At 66.3% G+C, this 17,695-nt stretch carries 16 protein-coding genes; 11 read left to right on the top strand and 5 right to left on the bottom strand.

Annotated elements, in window-relative coordinates:
- The first annotated feature begins 274 nt into the window (after positions 1–274).
- On the top strand, positions 275–1,006 hold the full coding sequence (locus tag ACFWB0_RS00360; RefSeq protein ID WP_378488672.1) for a M23 family metallopeptidase: 732 nt from the start codon (positions 275–277) through the stop codon (positions 1,004–1,006).
- 119 nt (positions 1,007–1,125) lie between these two features.
- On the opposite strand, the gene ACFWB0_RS00355 is transcribed toward ACFWB0_RS00360, so the two are convergent.
- Positions 1,126–3,093, bottom strand: coding sequence for a M13 family metallopeptidase (locus tag ACFWB0_RS00355; protein ID WP_378488429.1), 1,968 nt, complete (start codon positions 3,091–3,093; stop codon positions 1,126–1,128).
- A 116-nt stretch (positions 3,094–3,209) separates the two neighbouring features.
- Between ACFWB0_RS00355 and ACFWB0_RS00350 the strand changes: the two genes are divergently transcribed.
- Positions 3,210–4,457, top strand: coding sequence for a serine hydrolase domain-containing protein (locus ACFWB0_RS00350; RefSeq protein WP_378488428.1), 1,248 nt, complete (start codon positions 3,210–3,212; stop codon positions 4,455–4,457).
- On the opposite strand, the gene ACFWB0_RS00345 is transcribed toward ACFWB0_RS00350, so the two are convergent.
- The 3 genes from ACFWB0_RS00345 to ACFWB0_RS00335 are packed head-to-tail and all read right to left on the bottom strand — an operon-like array spanning position 4,435 to position 7,232.
- A complete protein-coding gene (locus ACFWB0_RS00345; protein ID WP_378488427.1) occupies positions 4,435–5,373 on the bottom strand; it encodes a PaaI family thioesterase in 939 nt (312 codons plus the stop codon). The genes ACFWB0_RS00350 and ACFWB0_RS00345 overlap by 23 nt on opposite strands.
- Before the next feature lie 33 nt (positions 5,374–5,406).
- Positions 5,407–6,045: a response regulator gene (locus tag ACFWB0_RS00340; RefSeq protein ID WP_378488426.1), complete on the bottom strand. Its 639-nt coding sequence runs from the start codon at positions 6,043–6,045 to the stop codon at positions 5,407–5,409.
- Complete coding sequence (locus ACFWB0_RS00335) at positions 6,042–7,232, bottom strand: sensor histidine kinase (protein ID WP_378488425.1); 1,191 nt, start codon at positions 7,230–7,232, stop codon at positions 6,042–6,044. The genes ACFWB0_RS00340 and ACFWB0_RS00335 overlap by 4 nt, the downstream gene beginning before the upstream one ends.
- 115 nt (positions 7,233–7,347) lie before the next feature.
- On the opposite strand from ACFWB0_RS00335, the gene ACFWB0_RS00330 reads away from it, so the two are divergent.
- Entirely contained in the window at positions 7,348–7,884 is a 537-nt protein-coding gene (locus ACFWB0_RS00330) for a hypothetical protein (protein ID WP_378488424.1), read from the top strand.
- Positions 7,885–7,923: 39 nt separating this feature from the next.
- On the opposite strand, the gene ACFWB0_RS00325 is transcribed toward ACFWB0_RS00330, so the two are convergent.
- Positions 7,924–8,943, bottom strand: a complete 1,020-nt coding sequence (locus ACFWB0_RS00325) for a sigma-70 family RNA polymerase sigma factor (RefSeq protein WP_378488423.1) — start codon at positions 8,941–8,943, stop codon at positions 7,924–7,926.
- Between the two features lie 170 nt (positions 8,944–9,113).
- On the opposite strand from ACFWB0_RS00325, the gene ACFWB0_RS00320 reads away from it, so the two are divergent.
- From ACFWB0_RS00320 to ACFWB0_RS00285, 8 genes are all read left to right on the top strand, one after another.
- Positions 9,114–10,574 carry an ABC1 kinase family protein gene (locus ACFWB0_RS00320; RefSeq protein WP_378488422.1) on the top strand — a complete coding sequence of 487 codons (1,461 nt, stop codon included), beginning with the start codon at positions 9,114–9,116 and terminating at the stop codon, positions 10,572–10,574.
- 116 nt (positions 10,575–10,690) lie between these two features.
- Positions 10,691–11,500: a crotonase/enoyl-CoA hydratase family protein gene (locus ACFWB0_RS00315; protein WP_378488421.1), complete on the top strand. Its 810-nt coding sequence runs from the start codon at positions 10,691–10,693 to the stop codon at positions 11,498–11,500.
- Between the two features lie 24 nt (positions 11,501–11,524).
- Positions 11,525–12,682: an acyl-CoA dehydrogenase family protein gene (locus ACFWB0_RS00310; RefSeq protein ID WP_054807450.1), complete on the top strand. Its 1,158-nt coding sequence runs from the start codon at positions 11,525–11,527 to the stop codon at positions 12,680–12,682.
- 2 nt (positions 12,683–12,684) lie between these two features.
- A complete protein-coding gene (locus ACFWB0_RS00305; protein WP_378488420.1) occupies positions 12,685–14,250 on the top strand; it encodes an AMP-binding protein in 1,566 nt (521 codons plus the stop codon).
- Positions 14,250–14,867 carry a TetR/AcrR family transcriptional regulator gene (locus tag ACFWB0_RS00300; RefSeq protein WP_378488419.1) on the top strand — a complete coding sequence of 206 codons (618 nt, stop codon included), beginning with the start codon at positions 14,250–14,252 and terminating at the stop codon, positions 14,865–14,867. The genes ACFWB0_RS00305 and ACFWB0_RS00300 overlap by 1 nt, the downstream gene beginning before the upstream one ends.
- Complete coding sequence (locus ACFWB0_RS00295) at positions 14,864–16,009, top strand: acyl-CoA dehydrogenase family protein (protein WP_378488418.1); 1,146 nt, start codon at positions 14,864–14,866, stop codon at positions 16,007–16,009. Before ACFWB0_RS00300 ends, ACFWB0_RS00295 begins: the two co-directional genes overlap by 4 nt.
- Positions 16,006–17,037, top strand: a complete 1,032-nt coding sequence (locus ACFWB0_RS00290; RefSeq protein WP_378488417.1) for an acyl-CoA dehydrogenase family protein — start codon at positions 16,006–16,008, stop codon at positions 17,035–17,037. The genes ACFWB0_RS00295 and ACFWB0_RS00290 overlap by 4 nt, the downstream gene beginning before the upstream one ends.
- A gap of 63 nt (positions 17,038–17,100) precedes the next feature.
- Entirely contained in the window at positions 17,101–17,649 is a 549-nt protein-coding gene (locus ACFWB0_RS00285) for a DoxX family protein (protein WP_378488416.1), read from the top strand.
- The last annotated feature ends 46 nt before the right edge of the window (positions 17,650–17,695 follow it).

Below are 17,695 nucleotides of genomic sequence, written 5' to 3'. Positions count from 1 at the left end.
CTCCGGCTCGTGAGGCCGCACACATTTTCGACGTCATGAATGAGCGTGCATGTTGTACGTGTGACTCATGTGGGGAAATTTCGGACATTTTTTGACCAGTGGACTGGCTGGCGTCAAACCGACACGCCGCCGATAAACGCAAAACCCGTACTCTGTGATGGATTCGTAACCCTTTCGTTATCGAGAGGCCGCTCAGAGGAACGTTGCTTTGTCTTTCACTGCCGAAAATCTTGCTCCGACCGTGACACCCCGACGTCGACCCGCTGCCGTGCGCATGGGGAGGTGGATATCGGTGGTCCTGGTTACCGGGGCCGTGACGGCGGCCGGAACGACGGCTGCCGGTGCTACTGACACCACCGACAGGACGACCCGCGCGCAGGCCGGGCTCTCGTGGACGGGAAGCAGTGAGGCGCTGTCCACGGCTCCGCAGGTGCTGTCCATCTCGGGAGTCGATGCATCGAGCTACACGGAGAAACTGCGCAAGGCCACCGAACGCGAACAGCAGCGCATCGCAGAGGCGGCAGCGGCGCATCAGGCCGAACTGGATCGCATCGCGCGTGAGGCGGCGGAGCAGGCTGCGCGCGAGGAAGCCGCGCGTCGTCCCGCATCAGTATTCCCGGCCGCGGGTGTCTTCACCTCCGGTTACGGTGCTCGGTGGGGCACCAACCACAACGGCATCGACATCGCCGCTCCCATCGGAACACCGATCCTCGCTGTCACCAGTGGTCATGTGATCGAGACCGGACCGGCCTCGGGATTCGGGCTCTGGGTCCGCGTGCAGCAGGACGACGGCACCGTCGGCGTCTACGGCCACATCGATCAGTCGCTGGTCTCGGTGGGCCAGCCGGTCAGCGCCGGCGATCAGATTGCCACGATGGGCAACCGCGGACAATCCACCGGACCGCACCTGCACTACGAGGTTCACCTCGCCGACGGCACCAAGATCGATCCGGCTCCGTGGCTCGCGAGCCGCGGCATTCCGGTCCCCGGCGCGCACTTGTCGTAGTCGGTTCGGCCGCAGACGAAAGGGCCACGCGTACCCGTCGGGGGTACGCGTGGCCCTTCGTCATGAGGTCACCAGAGCCATGGGGTCACCAGAGCCATGGGGTCACCAGAGCCATGGGGTCACCAGATCTTCACCCGCTCCTCGGGTTCGAGGTAGAGCCCGTCACCCGGCTTCACATCGAAGGCGGTGTGGAACGCATCGATGTTGCGCACGACGCCGTTGCACCGGAACTCCGGCGGTGAGTGCGGGTCGACGGCGAGCCGGCGCGTCGCCTCCTCGTCGCGCACCTTCGTGCGCCACACCTGCGCCCACCCGAAGAACACCCGCTGCAGTCCGGTCAGCCCGTCGATGGCCGGGGACTCCTCGCCGCCGAGAGCGATTTCGTAGGCCTTCAACGCGATCGACAGTCCGCCCAGATCGCCGATGTTCTCGCCGATCGTGAAACTGCCGTTGACGCGCTTGCCGGGGAGCGCCTTCGGTTCGAACTCGTCGTACTGGGCGATGAGAGCTGCAGTGCGCTTGCCGAATTCGCTGCGGTCCGAGTCGGTCCACCAGTTCTCGAGGTTGCCGTCGCCATCGTACTTCGCGCCCTGGTCGTCGAAGCCGTGACCGATCTCGTGCCCGATGACCGCGCCGATCCCGCCGTAGTTCGCGGCATCATCGGCATGCAGATCGAAGAACGGCGGCTGCAGAATCGCCGCCGGGAAGACGATCTCGTTCATGCCCGGGTTGTAGTAGGCGTTGACCGTCTGCGGAGTCATGAACCATTCGTCCCTGTCGACGGGGCCGCCGAGCTTGGCGAGTTCGCGGTCGTATTCGGCCGCGTAGCCGCTGCGGTAGTTGCCCACCACGTCGTTCGGAGCGATCGTGACGGCCGAGTAGTCCCGCCACTTGTCGGGGTAGCCGACCTTCGGCGTGAACTTGCCGAGCTTGCGGAGCGCCGCCTGGCGGGTGTCGGGGCTCATCCACTCCAGATCGGTGATGCTCTGCCGGTACGCCTCGGTGAGGTTCTCGACGAGTACTTGCATCCGGACCTTCGCTTCGGCCGGGAAGTGGCGTTCGACGTACAGCTTGCCGACCGATTCGCCGAGGAGGTCCTGCACGAGCGACACGCCGCGCTTCCACCGTTCACGAATCTCCTCGGCGCCGGTGAGCGTACGACCGTAGAACGCGAAGTTCTCGTCGACGAACGCGTCGGTCAGATACGGGGCACGCGCCCGCAGGATCCGCCACGACGCCCACGCCTTCCAATCGTCGAGCGACTCACCCGCCCATACCTGTGTGAACACCTCGAGGAAGCTCGGCTGCCGCACCACGATCTCGGCCCACTGCTCCGCGGTGGCGCCTGTCGCGGTGATCCAGCCGGTCCAGTCGAACTCGGGGAGATCGGTGAGCACCGAATCGAGGGTGACGAGGTTGTACGTCAGGTCGGCGTCGCGCCGCTTGACGACGTCCCAGTGCCCCGCAGCCAGCTTCGACTCGAGCGCGAGCACGCGCTGCGGATCGTGTTCGAGGCCGGCGAGCGCGAACATCCGGCCGATGTGCGCGACGTACTCGTCGCGGATCTCGGCGTACTGGTCCTCGCGGTAGTAGGACTCGTCGGGCAGGCCGATGCCACCCTGCGCCACGTGCACGAGGTAGCGCTGGGAGTTCTTCGAGTCGGTGTCCACATAGTGGCCGAGCGCGCCGCCGACGCCCACCCGCTGCAACCGTCCGAGCACGGCTGCGAGTGCGGCGCGGTCGGTTGCACCCGCGACCGACGACAGTTCCTCGGTGATGGGCCCGAGCCCGGCGGCCTCGATCGTGTTCGTGTCCATGAAACTCGTGAACAGGTCGCCGATCTTCTGCGCGTCCGTCCCGGGCGCGGCATCGGAGTCGGCTGCCTCCCCGATGATCGTTCGCACATCGACCTCGGCCTTGTCGGCGAGGGTGCGGAAGGCGCCGTCGAGGGCGCGGTCGGCAGGGATCTCGTGTTCGGTGAGCCAACGGCCGTTGACGTGCTCGAACAGGTCGTCCTGGGCGCGAGTGCCCTCGTCGACGTGGTCGAGATCGATTCCGGATCGGGTCTCCGAGTGCGCAGTGGTCATGGCATCCATCCTTACACCCGTAACGGTCCGGGTGCAGTAAGCGGTCGAACGCCGGAGAACGTGCGCACGTCGTCCGGCCGATCCCTACCATCGGGTCCGGAACCTACGGATGGGAGATGAACACGGTGGCCAGCGGTGACGAACCGATGCCGAAGGCGGCGCTGAACACGGAGATGGTCGTCGACCAGCGATTCCTGCCCGTCGCCGACCTCTTCTTCCGGATGTTCGACAAACCGGGTCAGGGCGGCGGCGCGATTGCCGCGTACCTGCACGGCGAACCGGTTCTCGATGTCTGGGCGGGGTGGGCCGACAAGCAGCGTCGCTGGGCGAGCGACACGATCGTGCTGTCGTTCTCCACGGGAAAGGGCGTCGCCAGCACGGTGTTGCACCGTCTCGCCGAGCGTGACCTGGTGTCGTACGACGCACCGGTCGAGCAGTACTGGCCCGAGTTCGGCGCGGCAGGGAAAGGAAGCATCACCGTCCGCGAACTCATGTCGCATCGTGCGGGCCTCCACAAAGCCCGCGGGCTCGTTCCGGGACGCTTCGGGCTCCTCGATTCGGAGAAGGTCGCCGCGGCACTCGCGGCATCGCCCCCGGATCCGCGTCGGCTGACAGGACCGGGCTATCACGCCGTGACCTACGGGAACCTCGTCGCGGAGGTCGCCGCTCGGGTCTCAGGTGTGCCGTTCCAAGATCTCGTTCGGCAGGAGATCGCCGAGCCGCTCGGCGCGGAGGAGTTCGGGGCGGCGGAGTTCTGGTATCGCGTGCCGCCCGAGCAGCGGCACCGCATCGCGCGAGTGTTTCCCAAGGTCAACTTTCTGCCCGCGCCGTGGGCGACCGCGGGCGCGGTGATGTCGCGGATGCCCGGCATCAAGGGCCTTGCCGAAGCCGGGATGGCGGAAGGATTCGACGAGGTGATGCGCAGTCCCCGGGCTCACGACGCCGTGATGCCCGGCTGGAACGGCGTATTCACCGCGCGTTCGCTGGCCCGGATGTACGGCGCGCTCGCGAATGGGGGTGCACTCGGCGATGCATCCGGGACCGGTAACGGTGGCCACCGGCTGCTGAAGGAGGAGACCGTCGAACAGTTGCTCGAGGTGCAGACACGTCGTCGCGACTACGTTCTCGGTTTCCGTCCCAACTGGCGACTCGGCTACCACCCCGCCTGGGTGGCAGTGCGTCAGCAGCCGCTCAGGTCGATCGGGCACTACGGTTTCGGGGGTTCCGGCGCATTCGCCGATCCCGAGACCGGACTGTCGTTCGCGTTCGTGACCAACCGGATGGGAAACGCCTACACCACGATCTCCGACGGACGGTTCCCGCGGCTCGGGGCAGCAGCCGTCACTGCTGCTCGGCGGGCGTAGAGAACAGTTGCACGCTCGCATACGCCCGCACATACACCGTGCCGTCCTCCCCGGTCAGCAACGTTTCCAGTGAAGCGAGACGCCGTCCGGCCCGCACCACGTCGGACTGCACCTGCACGACCGGTCCGGGCACCGCGGGAGAACGCAGGTAGTCGAGGGTGATCTGAAGCATCCGGTACTGCCCGCCCGCTTCGGTGAGACTCTGTGCTGCGAGGCCGGTGACGATCTCGGCGATCGAGAGCAGCACTCCGCCCTGGATCGAGCCGATGAAGTTCGTCATCCACTGGCTCGGTGCGACGGTGGCGCGCACCGCACCGCGTTCGACGTTGTGCACCCGGAGGTCGTGCATCCCCGCGAGCGGACCTCGCGGCAGCGTGCCGGAAGCGATGCCGCCGACGATGTCGAGGCCGGACCTGGAAGCGAGGACATCGCCGTCGATCCATGGCTCGTGCTCGTCCGGGGCGGTGGGGAAGGCGTCGGTCGGTGCGCCGCCGCCGTCGACGGGTGCGCGTCCGACGACGATGGTCCGTCCGGTCAGGTGCAGGACGAGGTTGCCGTGCTCATCGAGGATTTCTGCGGACGACAGACCCGAGGTGTCGTCGAAATGCATGCTGCGTCCGACTCCGGACACTCGGCCGGCGTGCGGGAACGGATGTGCGGTCGACGCTGTGAGTTGCGCGAGCACGCCTTGCGCACGGAGCCCGGTGGCGTGTTCCCTGGCGACACCGGCGGGGGCGGCTCCGACAATGTCGGACAAGGCGCCGAGCGCCGAGATCGTGACCTGTCCGCGGTGGTCGAAGAAGGTGGGGCCGACTGTCTGCGTCACCGAGACAGAGTCGGGCGAGCACACGTTCACCCCGACCCCCGTGTAGGTGGCGGGTCGGTCGATCGGGAACGTGGAAATATCGAGCGTCATGCCTCGATTCTCGCTCAGGCAGCGGTGGAGGACTCAGCGGGACTCGTGCGCGAGGATCGCGGCCTGGATCCGTGACTGCAGATCCAGCTTGTGCAGAACCCGCGCGACATGCGTCTTCACGGTGGTTTCGCTGACCCCGAGGCGGGTGGCGATCTGTCTGTTCGACAGGCCTTCGCCGATGAGGTCGAACACCTCGCGTTCCCTGCCGGTGAGGGTCTCGAGGGCGGGGACCGGCGCGGGCGTGCGTTCGCGCACGGCGGCGAACGCGTCGATCACCGTTCGGGTGACCTCCGGCGCGAGCACTCCGTCGCCCGCGTGCACGGACCGGATCGCGTGCAGCAGAGCATCGGCCGATGCGGTCTTGAGGAGGTAGCCGCCCGCACCGGCCCGCAAGCTGTCGAACACGTACTCGTCGATCTCGAAGCTGGTGAGTACGAGCACCCGGCTACCGGTTTCCGAGGTGATGATGCGCGTGGCGGCGATGCCGTCGGTTCCCGGCATCCGGATATCCATCAGCACCACATCGGGTTGCAGTGCGCGTACCTGGGACACGGCGACGGCGCCGTCGGCAGCTTCACCGACCACCTCGATGTCGGGGTCGGACTCGAGGATCATCCGCAGGCCGCTGCGGATCGCGGTGTGATCGTCGGCCAGCAGGAGTGTGATGGTCACCGGGCGGCTCCGTTTCGCAATGGCAGGTGTACTTCTGTTCGCCACTGATCGTCGACGATCCGGGAGCGGGCACCACCACCGATCGCGGCGGCGCGCTCCGCGATATTGCGCAGCCCCTGCCGTTCCCCCCTCTCGCACGCTGTATCACTGTCGGGAGCTACCTCGACAGTTCGGGTGTTCGCGGGCACGAGCGGGTTGGAGATCCGGATCGTCAGTTCGCGACGGTCGGCCGCGAGGCACACGAGTACGGGCTGGCCGGGCGCGTGTTTGGTGGCATTCGTCAGGGCTTCTTGGATGATGCGGTAGGCGGTCACGTCGACTTCGGCGTCGAGTTCGGGAAGCTCGCGCGCATCGATCGTGACGGTGTTGCCGCTCGCCCCGGCCGACGAGACGAGGCCGGACAGGTCGGCGAGACGTCCGGCGGTGGCGGTGTCGTCGCGCGTGTCCTCGCTGCGCAGCAACGTCACCATCGACTGCATCTCCCTGAGCGCTTCGACGCTGTTGGTGCGAACCGACTCGAGGACCGTCATCGCTTTCTGCGGATCGCGTTCGCGCAGCCGCAGCGCCGCTTCGCTCTGGATCGCGATCGCCGACAGGTGCCCGGCGACGATGTCGTGCAGGTCGCGCGCGAGGTGTTGCCGTTCAGCGGTGATTGCGGCGGCGCGGTCGAGTTCGGCGACCTGGGCGAGTGCCTGCGCCTTGACGCGCTCGGCCTCGGCTGCGTCGCGGTGGGTGCGCACCGACCGGGCCCACCACACAGGCAGTGAGATGAGGAGTGCGCCCATGGCCGCGACGAACACCGCCGGTCTCAGCTCGCCGGTGTAGATTCCGGCTCCGACGGCGAGTATCGCGATCGGTGCGATCGGTGCCCGCTCCAGGAACACACTCGTCCGGGCAGTGCCGTACAACGCGGCCGCGAACAGCAGATCGCCGTACGCGATCCACACCGGCAGGGACATGCCGAGCGCGAAGTCGACGGCGACGGGCACCGAGGCCAGCGCCAGACCGAGTAGTGGGTGCGAACGGCGCAGGAGCATCGGTACGCACACGGCAGCGAGAAGCACTAGCCGCACCTGCACCGACGTCTCGTCGTGGGCAACCAGGGCACCGAGGTCCAGCAGATACAGCACCGCGCCGCACACGAAATATGCGAGTGCGATGAGCGCGGCTGCGTATCGGTCGATCACGATGCCATTCGATCACAACGACCTGCCCGAACAGACCGGCGTCATCCGAAGTGATGACGCTCTGCGACCCGATCGGCGGACGCGGCGACGAGTCTCCCGACGACATGCTCCAATCATGTTCACCAGCCACATCACCGCATTCATCGTCGCCAGCGAGGTCGGGTTCTGGGTTGTTCTTGCACTCGGCCTCGTGCTCCGATATCCGCTGCGTCTACCGAAGGTCGGCGCAGTTGCGCTCGCACTGATCCCGGTGATCGACGTGGTATTGCTCGCTGCGGTGGCACTCGATCTGCGGAACGGCACGGAAGTCGGCTACATCCACAGAATCGCCGGGATCTACCTGGGGGTGAGTGTCGCGTTCGGCCCCAGCATCATCCGCTGGGCCGATAGTCGTTTCGCCTACCTGTTCGCCGGTGGTGAGAAGCCCGCGCGACCGCCGAAGGAAGGGTCGGAGGCGTTCCGGCACGAGATCGCGAGTTTCGGGCGCTGGCTCATCGCCGCCGGAATCAGTGGAGCGGCCATTCTGGGACTCGGTGCGACCGTCGCGAACGACACTCAGAGCGCCGCCCTCAACGGCGTGTTCCCGATGCTCGGAGTCATCACCGTCATCTGGTTGATCACCGGCCCGGTGTGGGTCCTGAGCAAAGCGTGACCGGACGGCTCAGTGGGCACCCGAGGGTGAAGGTGCGGCTCAGGGGTGAGCCGGTAGCCCGAAGCGCGCGAACAACCCGACGAGGTCGTCGCTGAAGAAGACCGTCGCGTGCGCAACCTTGCCCTCGACGATGTCGAGGACCTGGAGTTGAAAAGGACGGTGCTGCCCGTCTTCACCACGCATATAGAGTCCGAGGGCCGGCTGTCCGTTCGCCACCGTGGGGAGCAGGATCTGATCGCCCGGGCCTTTCGCCGGGCAGTTGCACTTGATCAGAGTCACGATGGCGTCGGCGCCTTGATACCAGCCGTCGAACGGCGGCATTTCCCAGATGGCGTCCTCCGTGAGCATCGTGACGAGCGAATCGATGTCGTATTTCTCGAACCCCTCGACCCACCGCTTCACGAGCGCGCGGGTTTCGGCGCTGTCGGGTTCGCTGAGTTCGACGTTCGAGGCCTGGGAGTCGCGTAGCTGCGCGCGGGCGCGTTGCAGCAGGCTGTTCACTGCGGCGGTGGTGGTATCGAGTGCGGCGGCGACTTCGCTTGCCCGCCATTGCAGTACATCGCGCAGCAGGAGCACTGCGCGTTGCCGCGCCGACAGGTGCTGTAGCGCTGCGACGAACGCGAGCCGGATCGAGTCGCGTGACGCGACGATCGTTGCGGGATCGCTCGGGTCGTCGGTGTGCCCGTCGTCGGTGTAGCTGCCGGGGATCGGCTCGAGCCAGGGGACTTCCTGACGCGTCACGAGGTCGTCCGTCGGATCGGAACTCGGTGCACCCAGCCCGGTGGGCAAGGGTCTGCGTTTGCGTCCCTCGAGCGCCGTGAGACACACGTTGGTGGCGATGCGATGCAGCCACGTGCGCAACGACGAGCGTCCGCCGAAATTGTCGTAACCGCGCCATGCTCGCAGATAGGTCTCCTGCACGAGGTCTTCCGCGTCGTGCAGGGACCCACTCATGCGGTAGCAGTGCGCGAGAAGTTCGCGCCGGTACGGCTCGGCGGCATCCATGAAGTCGGCATCGCCGAGGTCACTCGATGGGGTGTCAAGGAGCTGTTCTGCCATGGGTCTCCGCCCTCGTCCGACTGCCTGAACAACTACCTGCCCGAGAGTAGTCCGGGGGACCGACAGACAACAGTCCGCAGCGGTGCCTTCTACGGAGGTCACGAACGCTTCGATTACGCCTGTTATGCGGGTAGCGTGACGAAGCCGTGTCCTGGTGGGGGTCGCGGAGGATGGATTGGGGGCCGGTGTTGCAGGAACACTTCGGGCGGAACGATGCGTCGGGTGGGGCGGGCCCTGTGGGTCCGTTCGCGGGTGGGCCGCCACTCGATGCATTGCACGTCGAGACTCCGCCGCTCGACAGGTTCGGGATCGCCGAACTCGGTCGCGCCGTTGTCGTCGCCTTCGCGCTCGTCGCGTTCGTGACGTGGGCGGTGGTGCGATGGGCCGCGATGAGCATCGTCCGGCGCGCACCCCGTCGCAGTGTCGTCGATGCGGCCGCGCACGGCACCGTCGACGCATTCGAACATCTCGGACCCACGTTCGTGAAACTCGGTCAGCTCGTCGCATCGTCGCCGGGTCTGTTCCCTGCCCCGCTCGCCGACGCTTGCCTGCGCATGCTCGACGACGTGCCCACCTTCCCGTCCGAACAGGCGCGCGCGGTTATCGAGGAAGACCTCGGGCACCCGATCGGCGAGATGTTCTCGTCATTCGACGATGTGCCGCTCGCAGCGGCCTCGGTCGCGCAGGTCCACGGATGCGTGCTCCTCGACGGACGCGAAGCCGTGATCAAGGTGCAACGCCCCGGGATCGCACGACGGATGCTCGTCGATCTGCGCGCGGCGTACGTCGGTGCCAAGATGCTGCAGATCTTCGAGTTCTTCCGGATCGCCAACACTCCTGCGATCATCCGCGACCTCTACAACGCAACGATGACCGAACTCAACGCCGCGGTCGAGGCCGACCGGCAGGATCGCTTCCGCAACAACATCGGGGCGTTCGGCGACAACCGGTTCGTCACCGTGCCCGAGGTCTACTGGAATTGGTGCGGGCCGAGAGTGATCTGTATGGAACGCCTGACGGGCACACCCCTTGACCGCGTCGTGTCGGGGGAGGAGGGGCTCGACACCGCACTGCTGGTTCGGCGCGGTGTGAAGGTGTGGATCGAGGCGGTGCTGTTGCACGGCCCGTTCCACGGTGATGTGCACGCCGGGAATCTGTGGCACCTCGACGACGGCCGTGTCGCGTTGCTCGACTTCGGGATCGTCGGTGAGCTCCCCGAACAGTGGCGCACGGTGCTGCGCGAATTGTTCCGCTCGGCGTTGCTCGACGGTGACTTCTCCTCGGTCGCGAGCAGTCTCCGGGAGCTCGGGGTCGCGGAGAATCTCGATGTCGATGATGCGGAGGTCGGGCGGCAGATGGCGGAGACCTTCGGCCCGCTGCTGGGACGAGACCTCTCGGAGTTGCGGCTCAGCGCGTTGATCGGTGCGCTCGTGTCGCTGGGGCGTCGATGGAACACCACGAGTCCCGAGGAGCTGGTGCTGTTCGGCAAACAGGTCGGCTATTTCGAGCGCTATGCGACCGCGCTCGCACCGGGATGGGTATTGGGCCGCGACCCGTTCGTCTTCCTCAATGTCTTTCCTGATGAAGTAGCCATAAGAATCACCGAATCGGGCGTGAGCCTGCCCGACTGAGCGAAAAGCGTCGGAGGTCTTTACAGTCCATCGCGCGCGCCGTAGTTTAACGATCGTTCGACCCAGCACGTTGGTTCGGCACGTCGATGGCAGCGCAACGGAAGGATCACGACCCCATGAGTGCATCGCAGGACGTCGTACTCGCCGAACGGGACGGCCACGTCGTCACGTGGACGATCAACCTTCCCGAAGCGCGGAACCCGATCTCCGGAGACGACGTCGTCGAACGCCTCGTCGAACTCGTGGACCGGGCGAACGACGACGTCGACACCCGCGTCGTGATCCTCACCGGCGCCGGCTCGGCGTTCTCCGCGGGCGGCAACGTCAAGGACATGGTCGATCGCACCGGCATGTTCGCCGGTGCACCGCACGCCCTCCGCGACGGCTACCGGCGCGGAATCCAACGGCTGCCCAAAGCGATCTTCCACTGCGAGGTGCCGATCATCGCGGCCGTCAACGGCCCCGCCGTCGGCGCCGGCTGCGACCTGGCGATGATGTGCGACATGCGGGTCGCGTCGACGAAGGCGTTCTTCGCCGAGAGCTTCGTCAAACTCGGCATCATCCCGGGTGACGGCGGCGCGTGGCTGCTGCCGCGCGCGATCGGCGCCGCCCGCGCCGCCGAGATGGCGTTCACCGGTGATCGCGTCGATGCCGCCACCGCCCTCGACTGGGGCATGGTGTCGCAGGTCGTGGAACCCGAGCAGTTGCTCGAGACCGCACGCGCGCTCGCCGACCGTGTCGCCGTCAACCCGCCACACGCACTGCGCATGACCAAGAAGCTGCTCCGCGAAGGACAACGCGTCGACCTCGACACCCTCCTCGAGCTGTCTGCGTCGCTGCAGGCGCTCTCGCACCACACCGAAGACCATCGAGAAGCGCTCGCGGCATTCATGGAACGCCGCCCGGGCAACTTCACCGGCAAGTAACCCAGAACAGAAGGATTCCATATCGTGAAGAGGACTATCCTCACCGAAGAGCACGACGCGTTCCGCCAGATGGTGCGTGACTTCATCGAGCGCGACGTTGCACCGCACCGTGAGGAGTGGGACGAGCTCGGACACCCCCCGCGCGAGTTCTTCCGCCGCCTCGGCGAACTCGGCATCCTCGGCATCCAGGTGCCCGAAGAGTTCGGTGGCGGTGGCGAATCCAGCTTCATCTACAACACGATCGTGTTCGAAGAGGTCGCGCGCGCCGGTGTGTCGTTCGGTGGCTACACCGTCCACGCGTGCCTGATCCTGCCGTACCTGCTCGAGTACGCCACCGAGGAGCAGCGGAAGCGCTGGCTGCCGGGCTTCGCGGACGGCTCGATCATGACCGCCATCGCGATGACCGAGCCGGGCACCGGTTCCGACCTCGCGAACATCGCGACCACCGCGAAGCTGTCGGAAGACGGCTCGCACTACATCGTCAACGGCGCCAAGACCTTCATCACCGGTGGCGCCACCGCCGATCTGATCCTCACGGTGTGCCGCACCTCGCCGTTCGATCCGGAGGACCGGCGCGGCGGCCTGTCGATCATCGCCGTCCCCACCGCGACCGAGGGCTTCGCCGTGGGCCGCAAGCTCAACAAGATCGGCCTGCATCAGCAGGACACCGCCGAGCTGTCCTACAGCGACGTCAAGGTACCGGTCGAGAACCTCCTCGGTGAAGAAGGCGCCGGCTTCGGCTACCTCGCGCACAACCTGCCGCAGGAACGCCTCGCCATCGCACTGAACCAGGTGGGCTTCGCCGAGGCCGCGATCTCCCACGCGATCGCATACACCCAGGACCGCAAGGTGTTCGGGAAGCCGGTCGCCTCGTTCCAGAACTCGAAGTTCGTGCTCGCCGAGTGTTCCGCCGAAACACAGGCGGCGCGTGTCTACGTCGATCACTGCCTCGAGCTGCTGGACCGCAAGGAACTGTCGGTCGCCGACGCGGCGCGTGCCAAGCTGTTCTGCACGGAGGTCGCCGGCCGGGTCATCGACAAGTGCCTGCAGTTGCACGGCGGCTACGGCTACATCACCGAGTACCCGATCGCCCGCCTGTACGCCGACACGCGGGTCACGCGGATCTACGGTGGCACCAGCGAAGTCATGAAGACGATCATCTCCAAGGATCTGGGGCTGTAGTCATGTACCCGGGCCGCTACGCTGCAACGCACCCGGATCGGCCCGCGGTACACGAGGCTGCGACCGGGCGGACGATCACCTATCGAGAACTCGAGGATGCGTCCGTCCGGTTCGCACACTGGCTACGCGCGCACGATGTGGGTGCCGGTGATCATGTCGCAGTGATCACCGTCAACGACGCGACTGTGTACGAACTGTATTGGGGTGCGCTCCGTTCCGGTGTGTACATCACCTTCGTCAATTCGCATCTCGCGGCCGCGGAGGCCGCGTACATCGTGGACGACTGTGACGCGACGATCCTGCTGGTATCGGCGCCCCTCATGTCGCTCGCGGAAGAGATCGCCGCACTGACACCGAAGGTGCGGCATCGCGTCGCGTTCGGTGGATCGATCCCGGGCCACCTCGACTACGAAACCGAGGTCGAAGGCCTGTCCACGGTGCCGCTCGCCGATCAGCCGCGGGGCAGCGACATGCTGTACTCGTCGGGAACCACCGGGCGTCCCAAGGGAATCAAGCCCCGGCTCAGCGGTGTGCAGATCGACGAAGATCCCGGAACTCCCCTCATCGACATGCTGCGGCACTTCGGGTTCGATGAGGACACCGTCTACCTGTCGCCTGCGCCGATCTACCACTCGGCGCCGCTGCGTTACAGCGTGCTCACGCAGGGGTTGGGTGGCAGCGTCGTGCTCATGGAACGCTTCGACGCGGAACTGTCGCTGGAACTGATCGAGCGCCATCACGTCACCCACAGTCAATGGGTTCCCACGCATTTCGTGCGACTGCTCCGACTCCCCGACGAGGTGCGCGACAAGTACGACCTGTCGTCGCTGCGCTGCGCGATCCACTCTGCGGCGCCGTGTCCCGTCGAAGTCAAGGCGAACCTCATCCAGTGGTGGGGTGAGATCGTGTACGAGTACTACTCGGCCACCGAGGCGGTCGGCAGCACTGTCATCACACCGCAGGAGTGGCTCCGCAAACCCGGAAGTGTGGGCCGCACAGGAGGAGCCGGAAGCAGCGGGGTCGCGCACATCTGTGCAGCCGACGGCAGCGAGCTGCCTGCAGGGCAGGCGGGGACCGTCTACTTCGAGAAACCCGTGCAGAACGTCGAGTACCACAAGGATCCGGTCAAGACCGAGTCCGCGCGACATCCGTTCGAGAAGAACTGGGCGACCAACGGCGACCTCGGTTACCTCGACGAGGACGATTACCTGTACCTCACCGGCCGCGACAAGTTCACGATCATCTCCGGTGGAGTGAACATCTACCCGCAGGAGATCGAGAACATCCTTGCCCTGCACCCGGGGGTCGGCGATGTCGCGGTGGTGGGTGTTCCGGACGTGGACCGCGGTGAACGCGTCGAAGCGTTCGTGCGCCCCGCAGGGGGCGCCGCGCCGGGCGACGACCTCGAACGCGAGATCATCGACTTCTGCCATGAGAGGCTGTCGAAGTTCAAGTGCCCACGTAGAGTTCGCTTCGTCGACGACCTGCCGCGTACCGCCACCGGCAAGATGGTCAAGGGTGCTCTGCAAGACCTCATCGACGTGTATGCCGATGCGGGGGCGACGTGATGGCACCGTCTCCCAAACAACAACTGTTCATCGATGTCGGACGTAAAGAGTTCGTGCGCAACGGGTACGGAGCGTCATCGATCCGGACCATCGCGCAGGAAGCCGGCGTGAGCCTGTCTGCGCTGTACTACCACTACAAGAACAAGCAGGATCTGCTGCTCGCGATTCTGCTGGACGGCGTCGACACGTACGACGCGGTGTGCGACGCCGAGCTCGCCGATGCCGGAGACGATCCCGTCGCGCAGCTACGCGCGTTCGTGCGGGGGAACGTCAAGTTCCGGACCCAGTACCCCAAGCAGGGGCAGCTGATCGCGACCGAGGTGCGCAATCTGGAGCCCGACGGGGCACGCCAGTACGACGAGCGCCGACGCGCGGGACGCAAACGGATGCGCGACATCATCGACGAGGGCGTCCGCCAGGACCTGTTCACCACGAAATATCCCGACGACTGCCGCAGATCGATCCTGGCGATGGTGTCTGCGATCGCCAACTGGTACGACCCGGCCGGACCCGACACGCCGGACGATATCGCCGAACGCTATGCCGACATGGCAATGGATTTGTTGTGCCCGAGCGGGACGAACGCTGCCCCGCGCGACGGAAGAGAATCACGATGAGTACACGACTGGTCCCGCAGGCCGGGACACCCGATCCGGCGCTCGCCGAACTGCGCATGCAGGTGAGGGCTTTCCTGAAGGAACAGATCGCGTCCGGGGTGTTCACACCCGGTATCGATACCTGGCTGACCCGATGGAACATCGACTTCACCCGGGCGCTCGCGGCCGAGGGCTGGGTCGGCATGACGATCCCCACCGAATACGGCGGGCATGGACGCACTTTCATGGAGCGCTTCGTCGTCACCGAAGAACTTCTCGCGGTCGGTGCTCCCGTCGCGGCACAGTGGGTCGCGGACCGGCAGGCCGCGCCGTCTCTTCTGAAGTACGGCACCGAAGCGCAGAAGCAGAGGTTCCTCCCTGGCATCGCCGCGGGCGAGATCTGCTGGGCCATCGGCATGTCCGAGCCCGACTCCGGCTCCGACCTGGCCAGCGTCAAGACTCGCGCCGTCGAGGTCGAGGGCGGTTGGAAGATCACGGGAACCAAGCTGTGGACCTCGGGTGCACATCACGCCGACGCATTCTTCGGTCTCGCCCGCTCCGCGCCGCTCGACCCAGCGCACCGCCACGACGGCCTGAGCCAGTTCATCGTGCTGCTCGACTCACCCGGCGTGACCATCCGCCCGATCCTGTCGATGTCCGGCGACCACCACTTCAACGAGGTGCTGCTCGAGGATGTCTTCGTCCCCGACGATCTCGTCCTCGGTGCGATCGGATCGGGCTGGGAGCAGGTCACGAGCGAACTCGGCTTCGAACGCAGCGGTCCCGAACGATTCCTGTCGACGTTCGGTGTCCTCGAGGGCCTGGTCCGCGGTGTCGGGTCGGGCACCGTCGAATCCGACACGCGGATCGGCGCGACCATCGGTCGGATGGCCGGGCTGCACCGGATGTCCACGGCCGTCTCCGAATCGCTCGAACGCGGGGAGAACGCGGAACTTGCCGCGTCGGTGGTGAAGGTGCTCGGCACGAAAACCGAGGGTGACCTCTCCGATCTGGCAGACGAGATCGCCGGCTACGGAACCTCCGACGAACATCTTTCGCAGCTGATCCGGGCGAGCGTCATGCAGCGCCCGGGCTTCACATTGCGCGGCGGAACCAGCGAGATCCTGCGCGGGGTCATTGCACGAGGATTGGGACTACGATGACCGACAACACGGCAACGGACAACACCGAATTGCGCGACTTCGAGCGGATGCTCGCCGAAGTGTTCACCTCCGGCGACGACCACCGCATCGGTGACGTCATCGAATTCGATCGCAGCCTGTGGGCCACGCTCAGCGAATTGGGTCTCGCACGCCTGACCGGCGACGAAGCGAACGGTGGCAGCGGCGCAGGCTGGACCGAGGCGGCACTGCTTCTCACCGCAGCCGGTGCGGGCTCTGCGGCGGTGCCGGTCGCGGAGAACGACCTGCTCGCCGGGTGGCTGCTCACGACAGCCGGGCTCGAGGGCGGCGACGGCGTGCGCACGGCAGCGGTACTCGATGCCGACGGTGGCGCCCGCTTCGTGCCCTGGGCGCGCGACGTCGACTCGATCGTCGTCCTGTGGCAGGACGCGGGAAGTACCTGGAGGGTCGCGGAGATCCCCAGGGCTCAGGTCGAACTCACGGAGGCCGTGAATCTCGCGTCGGAGCCGCGCGACCACATCCGCGTCGACGTCTCTGCGCTCTCGGGTACCGAGGTGCCTGCGTCGGTGGCCGACGAGTTCCGCTACCGGGGTGCGCTTGCGCGGACACTCTCCTCGGTGGGAGCGATGGATCGGATTCTGGGGCTCGTCGTCGAACATGTCACGGCGCGTGTCCAGTTCGGTCGGCCACTCGGAAAGTTCCAGGCCGTCCAAGCGCTCGTATCCGACATCGCCGCCGAGTCGGCCCTCGCACGGGCGGCAGCCGACGCGGCGGTGGCGGCCGCGGTCGACAACGGTTTCGGCAGTAGCGCCACCCGCTTCGCGGTCGCTGCGGCAGCATCGTGCACCGGTCACGCGGCGGCGGTGGTCACCCGCAATGCGCATCAGGCGCTCGGTGCGATCGGCTTCACGATGGAGCACGAACTGCATCGGCACGCGAATCGTGTCCTGTCGTGGCGCAACGAGTTCGGCACTGTTGCGTCGTGGGATGCGGAACTTCTCGAGGCTGCGGTAGCGGCGGGGGATGTGTGGTCTTTGGTCACCGAGTGATGTAGGTAACAATCCTCTGGTGCGGTCGGTGTGGCACCGTCAGGGCATCCGTCACGCGCGGGCATGTCCAGGAACGGAGCTGAAGTGGATACGATCGACACCGGCCTGCTGGTACTTCGCGTGCTGCTGGGGCTGACGATGGCAGCGCACGGGTACGGCAAACTTTTCCGAGGTGGCCGCATTCCGGGTACGGCCGGTTGGTTCGACGGCATGGGCATGCGTCCCGGCAGAATTCATGCGTGGCTTGCGGCTCTCACCGAGGTCGGCGCGGGTCTTGCGCTGGCACTGGGTCTTCTCACCCCGTTCGCTGCCGCCGGTTTCGTGGCGCTGATGTTCGTCGCCGCATGGACCGTGCACCGGGGCAGCGGCTTCTTCGTGGCCGCCAACGGCTGGGAGTACAACCTCGTGCTCGCCGGGGGAGCCGTTGCCGTCGCGATCATGGGTGCCGGTAGCTTCAGCCTCGACCACCTGATCTTCGGCGACAACCTGCTCGATGGTTGGGCCGGTGTCCTCATCGCCCTGGTCGGCGGACTCGCTGCGGCCGGTGCCCTGCTGGGTGTGTGCTATCGGCCCACGCCGAAGCAGGACGACGAATCCGTGTCGGTGTCCTGACGCGACAGCTCACCCAACTTTCCTCCGCTCGTGCGGGTTTCCGTTG

This window comes from Rhodococcus sp. NPDC060086, from assembly GCF_042730275.1.
Taxonomy (GTDB): Bacteria; Actinomycetota; Actinomycetes; order Mycobacteriales; family Mycobacteriaceae; genus Rhodococcus.
Note: the sequence above shows the minus strand (reverse complement) of the source record. Positions and strands in the feature narration are given on the sequence as shown.